Source organism: Azospirillum sp. FG154, assembly GCF_057809575.1.
Window position 1 is genome coordinate 1 of the sequence record NZ_JBMDKF010000015.1, and the last position, 14,962, is coordinate 14,962.

Sequence of the window (14,962 nt, forward strand, 5' to 3'; positions counted from 1 at the left end):
CCGCCGCCTGCGCATCCCTTCTCACAACACGGTATGCACTTGTCAAAAATCCCGCCACGATCAAAACAGACGCCGCGCTCGAACCCTCAAAAGAGGACCGAGCCGCATTGGCCGGTTTGTCTGGCTCCCCGCCGCCTCGCCACCCGCGCTCCGTTCGGACCGCGTCGGCGCTGTTCGCGTCGGGAGGCGCTTTATAGGCGGGACGACTTCACCACGCAACTCCTTTTTTCAGGCGTAACGCATTTTTTTCGGAAGGACGGTTCAGAGGCTCGCCCGGTAGGCCCGCCAGCCGCCGAAATGGGAGATGTCCGGCGCGTCGGTCACGGCGTCGGCCTCGCACAGAAAACCGCTGACCCGACGCCCATCGGCCAGTTCCACCGCGCCGACCCCCAACGGCGCCGGGATGGCGGCGACGAAACGGCCATAGGCTTCCGGCGTCAGCTCCCAAATCTCGCCTTCAATGGCTACGCCGCCATCGGCGACCCGCAGCATGCCGGGGCGGGCGGGTTGGCCGGGCAACGCATAAAGGCGGTAGCGGGGCGCGGTCTGCGCCGTGGCGACCAACCGCCCGCCCACGCTGGTCAGTTGGTGATTCAGCGGTTGCCCGGACAGATGCGCGCCCAGCACCAGCAGGGGAATCAGCCGCTCCGTTCCATAGGTGACGGGGCGCGGCGGCGGCGTGGCCACGCCTGTGGCTCCCAACGTCACAGCGGCGGCGCGGTGGGCCGCCGCCGCGACCGCCGCGACGGCGGTTTCCCGGAAGGCCGGGGCGATCAAGGTGATGCCCGCCGACCGGCCATCGGCCTGAAAGCCCGACGGAACGGCGATGCCGCACAGATCAAGCAGATTGGTGAAGTTGGTGTAGGCGCCGAGGTTGGTGTTGAGCGCCACCGGATCGGCCAGCACCTCGTCCACCGTGTAGATCGTGCCGGTGGTCGGCACGGCCAGGACGTCGATGCTTTCCCACACCGGCGCGATGTCGCGGCGCAGCTCTTCCAGACGGTGGAACGCGCGGAAGGTCTCCACGGCGTCGCGCGCCCGCCCGCCCTCGATGATGCGGCGGGTGACGGGGACGCCGGAGTCTGGATGCGCCGCCAGAAAATCGCCGACCGCCGCCGTCCGTTCCGCCACCCAAGGGCCGCTGTAGAGCAAGGCGGCGGTTTCGGCGAAGGGGGCGAAGTCGATCGTCACCGCCACGCCGCCCAGCCCCGTCAAACGGGCGAGCGCGGCGCGGTAGAGCCGTTCGGCCTCGGCGTCGCCAAAAAACCGAAGCTGCTCATCCTGCGGCACGCCGAAGCGAAAGGGCGCGCGCAGGGCGGACGGCGCGGTCGGCGCGGCGCGGCTGTAGGCGTCGAGCGGATCGGGCGCCGCCATCACCGCCAGGGCCTCCATCGCGTCTTCGACCGTCAGCGCGAAGATGGACACGCAATCGAGCGAGCGGCAGGCCGGAACCACCCCCGCCGCGCTGACCAACCCCTTGGTCGGCTTCAGCCCGACGATGTTGTTGAAGGCGGCGGGCACCCGACCCGACCCCGCCGTGTCGGTGCCCAGCGCGAAGCTGACCAACCCGACCGCCACCGCCACCGCCGAACCGGAGCTTGACCCGCCCGGCACGCAGAGCGGATCGATGGCGTTGCGCGGAATCCCATAAGGAGAGCGCACGCCAACCAGCCCGGTGGCGAACTGGTCCAGATTGGTCTTGCCGATCAGCATCGCCCCGGCGTCGAGCAGCCGTCGCACGGCGGTCGCCGTTCGGTCGGGGTTGTAGGCGAACTCCGGGCAAGCGGCGGTCGTCGGCAAACCCGCGACGTCGATGTTGTCCTTCACCGCGAAGGGCAGGCCGTACAGCGGCAGGGCGGCCCGCTCCGCCGCCGTCAGCGCCGTCAACTCCGCCGCGCGGGCGAGCAGCGCGTCTGACGGAACGCGGCTGATCCAGACATGATCTTCGCCCGCCGCCGCGATTCGCGCCAAGACCGCTTGCGCCACCGCCGTCGGGGTGAAGACCCCGGCGCGATAGCCGTCCGCCAGCGCTGCGAAATCAAGGCTGCCAACCGCGCCGTCGCCGAAGATGGGTTGCATCGGGGGAAACTCCTGAGCTTTGGGAAGGGGAGGCATGGGTTAAGACAGCGTTGGATCGGCCAGCGGCGCGCGGGCGACGCCGCGCCGCTCCAGTTCCGCCGCCACGCGCAGGCAATGGTCTTCCCGCCAGGGCGCGGCGATCACCTGGACGCCGATGGGCATGGCCCCCGGCAACGCCATCGGCACGGCGCAAACCGGCAGGCCGATGCAGGAAATCGGCTGGGTGAACAGGCCCATGTGCGGGCGCACCGGCAGTTCCACGCCGTCCAGCACCATGGTTTTTTGCCCGACCAGCGGGGCCGCACAGGGGGTGGCCGGGGCGAGCAGCACGTCAACCTCCTGGAACAGAGCCATGGCTTGATCGTGGTGCCAGCGCCGCACCCGCTGGGCCTGGACATACCAGGAGGCGGGCAGCAGCGCCCCGGCCAGGAAGCGGTCGCGGGTGTCGGGATCGAAATCAGCGGCGCGCGTCCGCAACCGCTCCAGATGAAAGGCTGAGCTTTCGGCGTTGGTGATGATGTAGGCGGCGGCCCGGCCCAAGGCGGCGCTGGGCAGATCGACCACCCGCTCAACCCCCAGAGCCGCCGCCGCGCGCGCCACCGCGTCGTGCGCCTCCGGCAGGCCGCCGCGCGCGAAATAGCCCCCGGCGACGGCGACGCGCAGCCCGTCGGCCCCGGCGCTCAAGCCCGAGAGGGTTGGCTCCACCACCCGCCCGGCGCAGGCGTGGTCGCCCTCCGCCGGTCCTTGCAACAGGTCATAGACCAGGGCCAGATCGCGGACCGACCGGGCGAAGGGGCCGAGATGGTCCAGGCTGTCGCAAAAGGGGAAGGAACCGTGGCGGGTCAAGCGCCCATAGGTCGGCTTCAACCCGAAAATCCCGCAGAGCGAGGACGGCACGCGGATCGAGCCGTTGGTGTCGGATCCCAAGGACAGCGGGGCCAACCCCGCCGCCGTCGCCGCCCCGCAGCCGGACGACGAACCGCCGGTCATCCGCGTCGGGTCATGCGGGTTGCGGCAGGCCCCGTCATGGGCGTTCTCCCCGGTGAAGTCATAGGCGTATTCGCCCATGTTCAACCCGCCGACCAGAATCGCCCCGGCCCGGCTTAGGCGTTGCAACAGCGCGGCGTCGGAGGCGGCGGGCGGGCGTTCGCGGTTGATCTTGGATCCGGCGCGGGTCGGCAGGCCGCGCACGTTCAGCAAATTCTTGACCGCCACCGGGATCCCGGCCAACGGCCCAACCGCTTCCCCGGCGGCAAGGCGGGCGTCGAGCGCCGCCGCGTCCGCCCGCGCCCGGTCGGCGGTCACGTCGGTGAAGGCGTTGAGCAGCGGGTTGAGCCGGGCGATGCGGTCGAGAACCGCCTCGGTCACGGCGCTGGCGGACAGGGTTCCGGCGCGCACCGCTTCGGCGATGCCGGTCGCGTCGCCCGCGAGGGCGGCTTGAGCGGCGCTCACGCTTCACCCGGATAGAAGACGCCGGGACGGAAGACGGGGGCCGGATCCAGCGCGTCGTTGGGCAGCGGGGCGGTCTGCAACGCCGTGGCCATGCTGTGGGCCAAGGTCAGAAAGGCCGCCACCCCCGGCTTGTGCGCCGGGTCGATGACCAGACCGCAGGTTGGGGCCACAGCCTCCATATGGGCCAGCGGGTCAAAGACGGGGGGCGGTGCGCTCATGGGGGACTCCCGGCGGGACAGAACGGAATGGGCCTTGCACGACAAAACGGATTGCAAATCCGGGACCAGCGGAAAGAGCGGCGAAATCCACGTCGCGTGACAGCCCATCGCTTAATCTGTATGCAGTGTTGCATGCAATTTGATCTCTTGCACCCTCTTTGCTCATTGAACGGAGACAGGAGCCATGACCGCGACAATCCACTTTCCATCCGAGAGTTGCCCGCCCGACGTCAACCGTCCCGACGTGGTGGCCGAGGTGACGGAAGCCTTTGAAGCCTATGAAGCCGCGCTGATGCGCAACGACGTGGCCACGCTCGACGCCCTGTTCTGGCGCGATCCCCGCACGGTGCGCTTCGGTGCCGACGGCCCGGCCTATGGCTTTGACGCCATCGCCGCCTTTCGCCGCGACCGCGACGTCGCCGGGTTGTCGCGGGTGTTGGAGCGGGTGGTCATCACCAGCTTTGGCGAAAATTTCGCCACCGCGCTCTGCGCCTACCGCCGCGTCGCCACCGGGCGGGTTGGTTGGCAAAGCCAAAGCTGGGTGCGGATGGCGGAGGGCTGGCGCATCGTCGCCGCCCATGTCAGCCTGGGGCCGATTGGCGCGGAACCTCCGCCCGCCTGAGCCGCCGCCCCGCGCGCGCCGCTTGCGCTTTTACGCCCTCTGGATTGGCGGGCGGCGGCTCCTGTATACACGGGAGGCAAACCCGCGCGCTTTTATACGGACAAGGAATCACCCGCGATGATGCTGCGAACCGCACAGGGGCCGCATCAAGACATCGACGACGCGGCCCCGCCAGCGACCGACCGCCAATCGCGCGGCACGCTGGCGGAAACGCTGCGCCGCCAGTTGGCCGACGACATCCTTGACGGACGCTTGCTGCCCGGCGTGCGGCTGGACGAAACGGAGTTGGCCGCCCGCTTCGGCGTCTCCCGCACCCCGGTGCGCGAGGCGTTCAAGCTGCTGGCCGCCACCGGGCTGGTTCAGGTTCGCCCCAACAAGGGCGTGATCGTCACCGCCATCACCCCGGAACGCCTGACCGAAATGTTCGAGGTGATGGGCGAAATCGAGGCGGCGTGCGCCCGTTTCGCCGCCCGACGCATGACCGAACCCGAACGCGCAACCCTGGCCGCCCTGCACGCGGAGGCGGGAACCCTCGCCGAATCCGGCGACCGCGAGGCTTACGACAACCTGAACACCCGCTTTCATTCGGCCATCTACGCTGGGGCGCACAATGACTTCATGGCGGAGACCGCCCAGGCGATCCGCCAACGGCTGCGCCCCTTCCGCCGCGCCCAGTTCCGCCTTGACGGTCGTCTGTCGCGCTCTTGGTTGGAGCATGACGCGGTGGTGCGCGCCATCCTGTTGGGCGACGGCGAAGCCGCCTATCACGCCATGCGCGTCCATGTGACGGCGGTGGGCGGCGCGTCCGCCGACTATGTCGGACGGTCTGCGAACTGACTGAGTTTCCGGGGGCGCAAGATGCGCGGCCCGTATTGTATGCACGTCTGCATGCAGAGAACAGCCGCTGAAAAATTCCCTATTTTCTTTTAAAATCAATAAATTAAATGGAACATCTCCGCTCCTCCGCCCTGACGCCGCGAACAGCGGGCCATGGTTTTTGCTGAAAATCAGGGCGGTTTCCAGGCGAACGACCAGGGTTTGGGCAATCGCGGCGCGGCCTCACGCCGCAACCGCCCCCTCTCGAATGCAATCCGCCCGGAAACCGGCGATCTCGGAACAATCCAGTCTCCTGGCACAGCGCTTGCGAAGTCCCCGGCAAGCCAGCTTCACTTGAAAAAGGGGACACTCACCATGGGCAACGCGCTGCGTTTTTCCCGCCGCTCCGTCTTGAAAACGATGACCGCCGTCGGCGGTTTGGGCGCGCTGGGGGCTGGAATGCCGTGGACGTCGGCGCTGGCCAAGGATCTGGTGATCGGCTTCATCTATGTCGGGCCGCGCGACGATTACGGCTACAACCAGGCCCACGCCGAAGGGGCCGCCGCCGTCAAGGCGATGCCTGGCGTCAAGGTGCTGGAAGAGGAAAAGGTGCCGGAAACGGTCGATGTCGAAAAGACCATGGAAAGCATGATAAATCTCGACGGCGCGTCGCTGCTGTTCCCGACCTCCTTCGGTTATTTCGACCCGCACATGCTGAAAGAGGCCAAGAAGCACGGCGACCTGACTTTTCTGCATTGCGGCGGGCTGTGGACTCCAGGCAAGCATCCGGCCAACACCGGCAGCTATTTCGGCTACATCGACGAGGCGCAATATCTGTCCGGAATCGTCGCCGCCTATTCCAGCAAATCCAAAAAGCTGGGTTTCGTCGCGGCCAAGCCGATCCCGCAAGTGCTGCGCAACATCAACTCCTTCACGCTGGGCGCCCGCTCGGTCGATCCGACGATCACCACGGCGGTCATCTTCACCGGCGACTGGTCCATGCCGGTGAAGGAGGCCGAGGCCGCCAACAGCCTGATTGACCAGGGGGCGGACGTCCTCACCTGCCACGTCGATAGCCCCAAGGTGATCGTCGAAACGGCGGAAAAGCGCGGCGTCTTCTGCACCGGCTACCACGCCAGCCAAGCCACGCTCGCCCCGAAAGGCTATCTGACCGGGGCCGAATGGAACTGGGCCAAGGTCTACACCGATTACGTGAAGATGGCGCAAGGCGGGGTCAAGATCCCCAACCTCGTGCGCGGCGGCTTGAAGGAGGGGATCATCAAAACCTCCCCCTACGGCGCCGCCGTGTCGGACGCGGCCCGCAAGCACGCGGATTCCGTGAAGGCCAAATTCATGGATGGCAGCTTCGTCATCTACAAGGGGCCGATCAAGGACAACAAGGGCAACAGCGTGATCGCGGCGGGCAAGGAGCATGGCCAGACCGACATCGCCCTGGAATCGATGAATTGGCTGGTCGAGGGCGTGGTCGGCAGCCTCGCCTGACGCAACCTCTTCGCCCTCTCCCATTGCGGGAGAGGGCAGAACAGCCGGAGTCCCGCCGATGGACCGCATCATGAACGCGCTCGCCGCGCTGTTGACCGCGCTGATCGTGCCGGGGGCGGCGCTGCTGGCGTCTCTGGCGCTGTTCGGCGCCTTCGTCGCGCTGGTCGGCGTCAACCCGCTTGAGGTTTATGAGTTGATGTACCGGGGGGCCTTCGGCTCCTGGTTCTCCTGGCAGAACACGCTGACGCGGGCGGCGCCGTTGATTCTCACCGCGCTGTGCACCGCCCTGCCCGCCCAACTTGGGTTGGTCGTCATCGGCGGCGAAGGGGCGCTGGTGTTGGGCGGCTTGGCGGCGGCGGCCACCGGGGTGGCGCTGGACGGCGCGCCGGTCGCATTGGTGATGGGAGCCATGGGGCTGGCGGGGATGGCCGCCGGGGCGGCGCTGATCGGCGGGGTCGGGGCGCTGCGCCACCGGCGCGGCGTCAACGAAACCATCTCCAGCCTGCTGCTGACCTACATCGCCATCGCGGTGATGAACCACATGGTCGAAGGGCCGCTGAAGGATCCCGCCAGCCTCAACAAGCCATCCACGGCGCCGCTGGCCGAGGCCTATCAAATCGGCCCGTTGCCGGGAATGGACGTGCATTGGGGGCTGGTTCTGGGCGTGCTCTGCGCCGTCGCCGCCTGGGTGTTGATGAGTCGGACGGTGTTCGGCTTCGCCGCCCGCATGGTCGGCGGCAACCCGCGCGCCGCCCGGATGGCCGGGCTGCCGGTCGGGCGGCTGTTGATCGTCACCACGGCGCTGGCCGGGGCGGCGGCGGGGCTGGCCGGGATGGTCGAGGTCGCCGCCGTGCATGGCCGGGCCAACGCCGCGCTGGTCGCCGGGTACGGCTCCACCGGCGTCCTTGTCGCCTTTCTCGCCCGGCAAAACCCGCTGGCGGTGATTCCGGTCGCCATTCTGTTCGGCGGCATCGGGGCCAGCGGCGGGCTGCTGCAACGGCGGCTTGGCCTGCCCGACGCTTCCGTCCTGGTGTTCCAGGGCATCATCTTCGTCGTCCTGCTGGCCAGCGAGGCGATGCAGGGCCGCGTCCGCCTGTTCGCCCCCGCCCCAATCCTCCCCGCCGCCGCAAAGGAAGCCTGACATGGATGATGGATCTCTGGGGTGGTGGGGCGTGCCGCTGGCGGTGCTGGCCGGGGCGATCCGCATTTCCACCCCCTTTCTGTTCGTCAGTTTGGGCGAATGCCTGACCGAGAAAAGCGGGCGGATCAATCTGGGGCTGGAAGGCACGCTGGTGATGGGGGCGATGACCGCCTACGCCGTCTCCTACGGCAGCGGCGACCCGTGGCTGGGCGTGCTCGCCGCCGGGTTGGCGGGAACCGCCTTCGGCGCGCTGCACGCTTCGATTTGCGGGCTGGAACGGGTGAACGACATCGCCGTCGGCATCGCCCTGATGCTGCTGGGCACCGGGCTGGCCTTCTTCCTGGGCAAGCCCTTCATTCAACCGCAAGCGCCGCAGCTTCCCGCCATTTCCTTTGGCTGGTGGAGCGGGTCGGCGCAGGTGCGCTCCGCCCTTCAGGTCAACGCGCTGTTTCTCGTCGGGCTGGGTTTGGCCCCGCTGCTGCTGTGGGGGTTGCGCAACACCCGCTGGGGCATGGTTCTGCGCATCGTCGGCGAAAGCGCCGAGGCCGCCCGCGCCATGGGCTACAAGATCAACCAGGTCCGCCTGCTCGCCACCGCTTGCGGCGGCTTTCTGGCCGGTGTCGGCGGTTCCTTCCTGTCGCTGCATTATCCGGGAAGCTGGAACGAACGGCTGTCGAGCGGCCAGGGCGTCACGGCGGTGGCGCTGGTGATCTTCGCCCGCTGGGATCCGATGCTGTGCGTCTGGGCCTCCCTGCTGTTCGGCGGGGCCAGCGCGCTGGGTCCGGCCCTGCAATCGGTCGGGGTGACGCAGGGTTATTACCTGTTCAACGCCGCGCCCTACGTCCTGACGCTCGCCATCATGATCGCCACCTCCTCGTCCCGCCACCGTCTGGCCGGCGCGCCGGCGGAGCTGTCGGTCACGCGGTGACGCCCGCGCCCGAGGCTCACACCACGACACCAGACCTCAGGAGACCGCCCGCCATGGTCGAACGCTTCATCCCCGCCGATCCCTACCCGTGGCCCTACAACGGCGCCCTGACGCCCGCCAACACGGCCTTGATCGTCATCGACATGCAGACGGATTTCTGCGGCGTCGGCGGCTATGTCGACGCCATGGGCTATGATCTGTCGCTGACCCGCGCGCCGATCGAACCGATCAAGGCGGTGCTGGCCGCCATGCGGGCCAAGGGCTACGCCGTCATCCACACGCGCGAGGGGCACCGCCCCGACCTGTCGGACCTGCCCGCCAACAAGCGTTGGCGGTCGCGACGGATCGGCGCGGGGATCGGCGATCCGGGGCCATGCGGGCGCATTCTGGTGCGCGGCGAACCGGGGTGGGAGATCATCCCCGAACTGGCCCCGCTGCCCGGCGAACCGATCATCGACAAGCCCGGCAAGGGCAGCTTTTGCGCCACCGATCTGGAATTGATCCTGACGGCGCGCGGCGTCCGCAACCTCGTGCTGACCGGCATCACCACCGACGTGTGCGTCCACACGACGATGCGCGAGGCCAACGACCGGGGGTTCGAGTGCCTGTTGCTGGAGGATTGCTGCGGCGCGACCGATCCCGGCAACCACGCCGCCGCCGTCAAAATGGTCAAGATGCAAGGCGGCGTGTTCGGGTCGGTCAGCGCGTCCCCGGCTTTCATCGAGGCCCTGCCATGAACGAGATGACCCGCCCCCTGCCCGCCGAGATCACCGCCCCCGCCCTGGAGGCCGTCGCCCTGACCAAGCGTTTCGGCGCCTTCACCGCGCTGGATTGCGTGTCGATCAAGCTGCGCCCCGGCAGCGTCCACGCCCTGCTCGGCGAAAACGGGGCGGGGAAAAGCACGCTGGTCAAATGCGTCATGGGCTTTTACCGGCCCGACGACGGCGCGGTGCTGGTCGACAACCACGAGGTGGTGATCGGCGATCCACGCGCGGCGCAAACCCATGGGCTGGGCATGGTGTACCAGCATTTCACCCTGGTGCCGCGCATGACGGTGCTGGAAAATCTGGTGATGGCCCGCGCCTCGGTCCCCGCCGTGATTGATTGGGCGGCGGAACGGGCGGCGCTGGCCGCCTTTCTCGCCACCATGCCCTTCCGCATCGACATCGACGCGCCGGTCGCCGCGCTGGCGGCGGGCGACAAGCAAAAGGCGGAGATCGTCAAACAGCTCTACCTCAAGGCCCGCATCCTGATTTTGGACGAGCCGACCTCCGTCCTCACCCCCGACGAGGCGGACGAGACGTTGGGGCTGATCCGCGCCATGGCGCTGGCCGGGCGTTTGACCGTGCTCATCATCACCCACAAATTCCGCGAGGTGATGGCCTTCGCCGACGACGTCACCGTTCTGCGCCGGGGCAAGCTGGCCGGAACCGGGTCGGTCGCCGCCCACACGCCCGACAGCCTCGCCCGCCTGATGATCGGCGAATCCGCCATCGCCGCACCCGCCGCGCGCGACGGCGCGCCGACGGACGAGGTTCGGCTCGCCGTCGCCGGGTTGCGCGCCGACGACGAGGCCGGAATGCCCGCCCTGCGCGGGGTTGATTTGCAGGTCCACGCGCGCGAAATCGTCGGCGTCGCCGGGGTGTCGGGGAACGGACAGGTCGAGCTGGTGCAGGTGCTGGCCGGGCAACGGACGGCGACCGGCGGCAGCCTGCGGGTCCATGGCGAGCTTTACGCCGCCGACCGCGCCGACATCCGCCGCCACAAGGTCCATTGCCTGCCCGAAGAGCCGCTGCGCAACGCCTGCGTGCCGGGCATGAGCGTCGCCGAGAACATGGCCTTTCGTTGCTTTGACGAGGCGCCGCTGGCGCGCGGCGGCTGGTGGCTGGATCTGGCGGCGATGCGCCGGGCGGCGCGCGACCTGATCGCCCGCTACCGCGTCAAGACCACTGGGCCGGAGGCGCCCATCGCCACCCTGTCGGGCGGCAACGTCCAGCGCGCCGTTCTGGCGCGGGAGCTGTCGCGCGACGTCGATGTGCTGATCGCCGCCAACCCGGTGTTTGGGCTGGATTTCGCGGCGGTCGCCGACATCCACGCCCAGATCGTCGAGGCGCGCAACCGGGGAACCGCCGTGCTGCTGGTCAGCGAGGATCTCGACGAGCTGTTGGAGCTGTCCGACCGGCTGGTGGTGATGTCGCGCGGCGTCATCGTCCACGAAACCACCCCCGCCGCCGCCGACCTGACGGTGATCGGGCGCTGCATGGCCGGTCACTGACCCGCCCCCCTTCCCCTTGGAGACCGCCAACCATGCTGACCATCGACGCCCTGCCCTACGCCTATGAATTTCCGCTTGGCCGGACGGCGCTGATCGTCATCGACATGCAGCGTGATTTTCTGGAGCCGGGCGGCTTTGGCGAGGCGCTGGGCAACGACGTCCGCCGCCTCGCCCCGTCCATCGCGCCGACCCGCGCCCTGCTCGACGCCTTCCGCGCCCGTGGGCTGCCGATCATCCACACGCAAGAGGCCCACCGCCCCGACCTGTCCGACTGCCCGCCGTCCAAGCTGGAGCGGGGGCGCGGCCCGCTGACCATCGGCGACGCCGGGCCGATGGGCCGCATTCTGGTGTCGGGCGAACCCGGCGCCGCCATCATTCCCGAACTGGCCCCGCTGCCCGGCGAAATCGTGATCGAAAAGCCGGGCAAGGGCGCCTTCCACGCCACCCCGCTGCGCGAACGACTGACCGAACTGGGCGTCACCCATCTGCTCTTCGCGGGCGTCACCACGGAGGTGTGCGTGCAAACCACGATGCGCGAGGCCAACGACCGGGGCTATGAATGCCTGTTGGTGGAGGACGCGACCGACAGCTATTTCCCGGACTTCAAGGCCGCCACCCTGGCGATGATCCGCGCCCAGGGCGGCATCGTCGGCTGGACCGCGTCCAGCGACGCCGTGTTGGCGGCCCTGCCTCCCCTCCCCTGACCGTCACGCCCCCTCGCGGTCCAGCAGCGCCCGTTTCCGTTCGACGCCCCAGGCGTAGCCGGACAGGGCGCCGTCGGCGCGCACCACCCGGTGGCAGGGGATGACGACGGCGGTCGGGTTGGCGGCGCAGGCCCGCGCGACGGCGCGGACGGCTTTGGGCTGGCCGATCTGTTGGGCGATGTCGGCGTAGCTGGCGGTGGAGCCTGCGGGAATGGCGCGCAGCGCCTGCCACACCCGGTGCTGGAACGCGGTGCCCTGAATGTCCAACGGCAGATCGCAGCCCTGCGCCGGGCGTTCGATCACGCCGATCACCGCCGCCACCATCGCCTCGAACCGCGCGTCGCCGCCGACCAGCCGCGCCTTGGGGAAACGGTCCTGGAGCGCTTCCGCCAAGCGCTGCGGATCGTCGCCGAACTGGACGGCGCACACCCCCTTGTCGGTGGCCGCGACCAGCACGTCGCCCAGCGAACAGGCGGCGATGGCGAAGCGGATTTCCGCCCCGCGCCCGCCCGCCCGGTAATCCGACGGGCGCATTCCCAACCGCTCCGTCGCCCCGTCGTAAAAGCGGCTGGACGACGAATAACCGGCGTCATAGATGGTTTCCGTCACCGCCCGGCCTTGCGCCAACCCCTGGCGGGCCAGCGCCGCCTTGCAGGCGTTGGCGAAGCCCTTCGGCGTCACCCCGGCGATGGCCTTGAACACCCGGTGGTAATGGAAGGGCGACAGGCCGCTGAGCGCCGCCAGTTCCGACAAGGTCGGCGTAGGGTCGCCGTCGCGCGCCGCCTGTTCGATCCGGCGGCAGGCTTGGGCCACCCCGTCGGCGTGGCGGTCGTCGGCGCCGCTTTCGGTTGGGCGGCAACGCTTGCAAGGCCGGAATCCCGCCGCCTCCGCCGCCGCGTTGGTCGGGTGGAAGCTGACGTTTTCCCGCTTGGCCGGGCGCGACGGACAGGATGGCTTGCAATAAACCCCGGTGGTCGCCACGGCGTAGACGAAGCGGCCATCCGCCGCGCGGTCCCGCCGCCGCACGGCCTCCCAGCGTTCGGCGTCCGAGCTTTCACCGGTTTTATCGGACGGAAAAGGCGGCGGCTGGCTCATGACACGGTTCCTTCACCAAGGTCAGCCCCGAACCGCCGGGGCTGACGACGCTTGGAAGTCTGCCCGCGCGCGTCCCGCCGAACACCCCGCCCCTTGCGGTCGAATTACGCCTGCGCCTCGCCATCGACCGCGACGGGCAGCAGACGGCGCAGCACCAGACAGAGCAGATCGCCGCTCACCCCATCCGGACCAGCGTGCGCCTCGACCGCGCGCAGCACCATCTCGGCGCGGTCGCGGGCGGACAACACCCGGCCTTGTTGAAGCACGGCTCCCAACCGTTCGGCGGCGAAGGGCGTGCGCTGGGCGTCCGTGGTGTTCAGAACGCCATCGGTGCACAGGAACAGCGTGTCGTCCTGATTCAGCACCGTCGTCGCCTCGGCGTAGGGCGCGGTCTTGCGCACGCCCAAAGCGGGGCCGCCCGCCTCGATCAACAGCTCCACCGCGCCATCGGCCAGAATGAGGCAGGCCCCTGGCAGACCGGCGGCGGCGTGGCGCAGGCTGCCCGTCACCCGGTCATAGACGGCGACGAAGGCTGTGGCGAAACCGTCAAACGGGCTTTCGCTGCCCATCCGTTCGTTCGCGCCCGCCAGAATGGCGGCGGGCGAGACGCCCGGACGGGCCAACTCACGGATCGCCCCGCGCACCATCAGCATCAAGAAGGCGGCGGGAACCCCACCGCCCGACACCCCCACCGTGACCAGCAACACCGTGCGCTCGTCCAGTTCGATCACGTCGTAAAAATCGCCGCTGACCATGTCGGCGGGAACCAACGCCGCGAAATATTGGCTGTCGCGACCGGCGGGAAGCTGACGCGGCAGCAGATTCGCCTGCACGTCGCGGGCGGCGCGCTGCTCTCCCTCGATCAGATGTTCGGCGGCGCTCAGCTTTTCGCTTTTGGTCTCCAACTCGGCGCTGCGCATCAAAAGCTGGGAGTCCAGCGTCTCTTCGCGCGCCGTGGCTTCCAACGCCATGCTGCGGAAAACGCGCGACAGCCGCCCGAATTCGTCGTCGCGCTCGGTCGCTTCGTTCAAAGTGAAGGGGTTGAATCGCCCGGCCTCGACCGCCGCCACCGCTTCGCTCAACCGTTCAATGGGAGCCATCTGGCGACGGGCGAAGCGCACCGAACTGTAGATGCCCAGCGACAACGCCACGACGCCCAGCAACCCGCCGATCTTCAACTGACGGCGCAGCATCAGCGCCGCCTCCCCGGCGGGCAGACGGACCACGGCCACGGCGGGAACGCCCTGCCCGCTGGCTCCGGCCTTGATCGGGGCCAGCGCCAACACGCTGTCGCCGTCGTTGACGACGCGAACGTCGCCGCCGTCCACCGCCGCCGCCTTCGCCGCGTCGGTTCCCGCCGCCGACAACGGACCGCCGCCCGTCTCGCCAATCACCGCGCCCCGCGCCACCACCCGGCCGTCACGGTCGAGCAGCCACGCGGCTTCCACGGCGCGACTGGCCAACAGGGCGTCGATCAACCCATCCGGCCCGGCTTTCTTGGCGATGTCGGCCAGACGTTTGACGTCGGCGCCGACCTGGACGATGCGCGCTTTGTCCACCCCGGCGACCCCGGCGAACTTCATCAGCTTGCCGCCCTCGACCGCCGCGTCGGAAATCAACGAGGTTGGGTTGCGGTTCAACAAGCCAGTGTATGCGGCGTGGCGCGGTTGCCCTTTGAAATCCTGGCCAAACAGCGGGTCGGGGCCAGGCAGATTGTGCAGATAGGCGCGGCCCCGATTGTCGGTGATCCACATTTCATCCGGGCCGCCCAACTCGGCGATCTGCTTCAACCGCTCGGAAATCGATTTGGGGGGCAGTTTGGCGCTTTCGGCCAGCGCCACCAGATGGGCGGTCAACGTCGCTTCCGACAGCAGGCGTTCACCCAGCAGGATTTCCACCTCGCGCGGGATGTCGCGCGTTTGGCTCGCGGCGCGGGCCAGCAAACCGGCGGTCATCCGGCCATCGCTTTCAATCCGCTCGGACAGGGCGCCCTGCGTCGTCCAGGCCAGCGCGGCGGTGATCGCGACCACCGCCATCAGCACCAGTCCCGTCACCAGCAGGATCAAACGTTGTTGAAACGTCATGGGAAATCGCCCGCCCTTCGTGCCTGTTCTCTCACCGCTTCTACC

At 68.8% G+C, this 14,962-nt stretch carries 13 protein-coding genes; 8 read left to right on the plus strand and 5 right to left on the minus strand.

The features are described from left to right. Window positions 1-261: 261 nt before the first annotated feature. The 3 genes from atzF to ACODS4_RS17340 are packed head-to-tail and all read right to left on the minus strand — an operon-like array spanning window position 262 to window position 3,749. Window positions 262-2,079: an allophanate hydrolase gene (gene atzF, locus ACODS4_RS17330; RefSeq protein WP_488865822.1), complete on the minus strand. Its 1,818-nt coding sequence runs from the start codon at window positions 2,077-2,079 to the stop codon at window positions 262-264. Window positions 2,080-2,118: 39 nt separating this feature from the next. Beyond that, a complete protein-coding gene (locus tag ACODS4_RS17335; protein ID WP_488865824.1) occupies window positions 2,119-3,531 on the minus strand; it encodes an AtzE family amidohydrolase in 1,413 nt (470 codons plus the stop codon). Then, window positions 3,528-3,749 carry a DUF4089 domain-containing protein gene (locus ACODS4_RS17340; protein ID WP_488865826.1) on the minus strand — a complete coding sequence of 74 codons (222 nt, stop codon included), beginning with the start codon at window positions 3,747-3,749 and terminating at the stop codon, window positions 3,528-3,530. The genes ACODS4_RS17335 and ACODS4_RS17340 overlap by 4 nt, the downstream gene beginning before the upstream one ends. 184 nt (window positions 3,750-3,933) lie before the next feature. Here ACODS4_RS17340 and hpxZ point away from each other — a divergent pair, with 184 nt between their 5' ends. The 8 genes from hpxZ to ACODS4_RS17380 all read left to right on the plus strand — a co-directional run bounded on the left by hpxZ (window position 3,934) and on the right by ACODS4_RS17380 (window position 11,738). After that, window positions 3,934-4,371, plus strand: a complete 438-nt coding sequence (gene hpxZ / locus ACODS4_RS17345; protein ID WP_488865828.1) for an oxalurate catabolism protein HpxZ — start codon at window positions 3,934-3,936, stop codon at window positions 4,369-4,371. Between the two features lie 117 nt (window positions 4,372-4,488). Continuing rightward, window positions 4,489-5,208 (plus strand): GntR family transcriptional regulator, encoded by a 720-nt coding sequence (locus ACODS4_RS17350; RefSeq protein WP_488865830.1) that lies wholly within the window; start codon window positions 4,489-4,491, stop codon window positions 5,206-5,208. Window positions 5,209-5,562: 354 nt separating this feature from the next. After that, window positions 5,563-6,690: a BMP family ABC transporter substrate-binding protein gene (locus ACODS4_RS17355; protein ID WP_488865832.1), complete on the plus strand. Its 1,128-nt coding sequence runs from the start codon at window positions 5,563-5,565 to the stop codon at window positions 6,688-6,690. A gap of 58 nt (window positions 6,691-6,748) precedes the next feature. Further along, window positions 6,749-7,831, plus strand: coding sequence for an ABC transporter permease (locus ACODS4_RS17360; protein ID WP_488865833.1), 1,083 nt, complete (start codon window positions 6,749-6,751; stop codon window positions 7,829-7,831). 1 nt (window position 7,832) lies between these two features. Beyond that, on the plus strand, window positions 7,833-8,759 hold the full coding sequence (locus ACODS4_RS17365) for an ABC transporter permease (protein ID WP_488865835.1): 927 nt from the start codon (window positions 7,833-7,835) through the stop codon (window positions 8,757-8,759). A 53-nt stretch (window positions 8,760-8,812) separates the two neighbouring features. Beyond that, the gene (gene biuH, locus ACODS4_RS17370) at window positions 8,813-9,496 is read left to right on the plus strand and encodes a biuret amidohydrolase (RefSeq protein WP_488865837.1); all 684 of its coding nucleotides are present in this window, start codon (window positions 8,813-8,815) and stop codon (window positions 9,494-9,496) included. Then, window positions 9,493-11,034, plus strand: coding sequence for an ABC transporter ATP-binding protein (locus ACODS4_RS17375; RefSeq protein ID WP_488865839.1), 1,542 nt, complete (start codon window positions 9,493-9,495; stop codon window positions 11,032-11,034). Before biuH ends, ACODS4_RS17375 begins: the two co-directional genes overlap by 4 nt. Before the next feature lie 32 nt (window positions 11,035-11,066). Further along, window positions 11,067-11,738 carry a cysteine hydrolase family protein gene (locus ACODS4_RS17380; RefSeq protein ID WP_488865841.1) on the plus strand — a complete coding sequence of 224 codons (672 nt, stop codon included), beginning with the start codon at window positions 11,067-11,069 and terminating at the stop codon, window positions 11,736-11,738. Between the two features lie 3 nt (window positions 11,739-11,741). On the opposite strand, the gene ada is transcribed toward ACODS4_RS17380, so the two are convergent. Both ada and ACODS4_RS17390 read right to left on the minus strand, forming a co-directional pair. Beyond that, a complete protein-coding gene (gene ada, locus ACODS4_RS17385) occupies window positions 11,742-12,833 on the minus strand; it encodes a bifunctional DNA-binding transcriptional regulator/O6-methylguanine-DNA methyltransferase Ada (RefSeq protein WP_488865843.1) in 1,092 nt (363 codons plus the stop codon). A gap of 104 nt (window positions 12,834-12,937) precedes the next feature. Next, on the minus strand, window positions 12,938-14,917 hold the full coding sequence (locus ACODS4_RS17390; protein WP_488865845.1) for a PP2C family protein-serine/threonine phosphatase: 1,980 nt from the start codon (window positions 14,915-14,917) through the stop codon (window positions 12,938-12,940). Window positions 14,918-14,962: the final 45 nt, after the last annotated feature.

Coding starts and splice junctions, on each gene's coding strand:
- atzF (WP_488865822.1), bottom strand. CDS start 2,079: ATGCAACCCATCTTCGGCGACGGCGCGGTTGGCAGCCTTGATTTCGCA.
- ACODS4_RS17340 (WP_488865826.1), bottom strand. CDS start 3,749: ATGAGCGCACCGCCCCCCGTCTTTGACCCGCTGGCCCATATGGAGGCT.
- hpxZ (WP_488865828.1), top strand. CDS start 3,934: ATGACCGCGACAATCCACTTTCCATCCGAGAGTTGCCCGCCCGACGTC.
- ACODS4_RS17350 (WP_488865830.1), top strand. CDS start 4,489: ATGATGCTGCGAACCGCACAGGGGCCGCATCAAGACATCGACGACGCG.
- ACODS4_RS17355 (WP_488865832.1), top strand. CDS start 5,563: ATGGGCAACGCGCTGCGTTTTTCCCGCCGCTCCGTCTTGAAAACGATG.
- ACODS4_RS17360 (WP_488865833.1), top strand. CDS start 6,749: ATGGACCGCATCATGAACGCGCTCGCCGCGCTGTTGACCGCGCTGATC.
- ACODS4_RS17365 (WP_488865835.1), top strand. CDS start 7,833: ATGGATGATGGATCTCTGGGGTGGTGGGGCGTGCCGCTGGCGGTGCTG.
- biuH (WP_488865837.1), top strand. CDS start 8,813: ATGGTCGAACGCTTCATCCCCGCCGATCCCTACCCGTGGCCCTACAAC.
- ACODS4_RS17375 (WP_488865839.1), top strand. CDS start 9,493: ATGAACGAGATGACCCGCCCCCTGCCCGCCGAGATCACCGCCCCCGCC.
- ACODS4_RS17380 (WP_488865841.1), top strand. CDS start 11,067: ATGCTGACCATCGACGCCCTGCCCTACGCCTATGAATTTCCGCTTGGC.
- ada (WP_488865843.1), bottom strand. CDS start 12,833: ATGAGCCAGCCGCCGCCTTTTCCGTCCGATAAAACCGGTGAAAGCTCG.
- ACODS4_RS17390 (WP_488865845.1), bottom strand. CDS start 14,917: ATGACGTTTCAACAACGTTTGATCCTGCTGGTGACGGGACTGGTGCTG.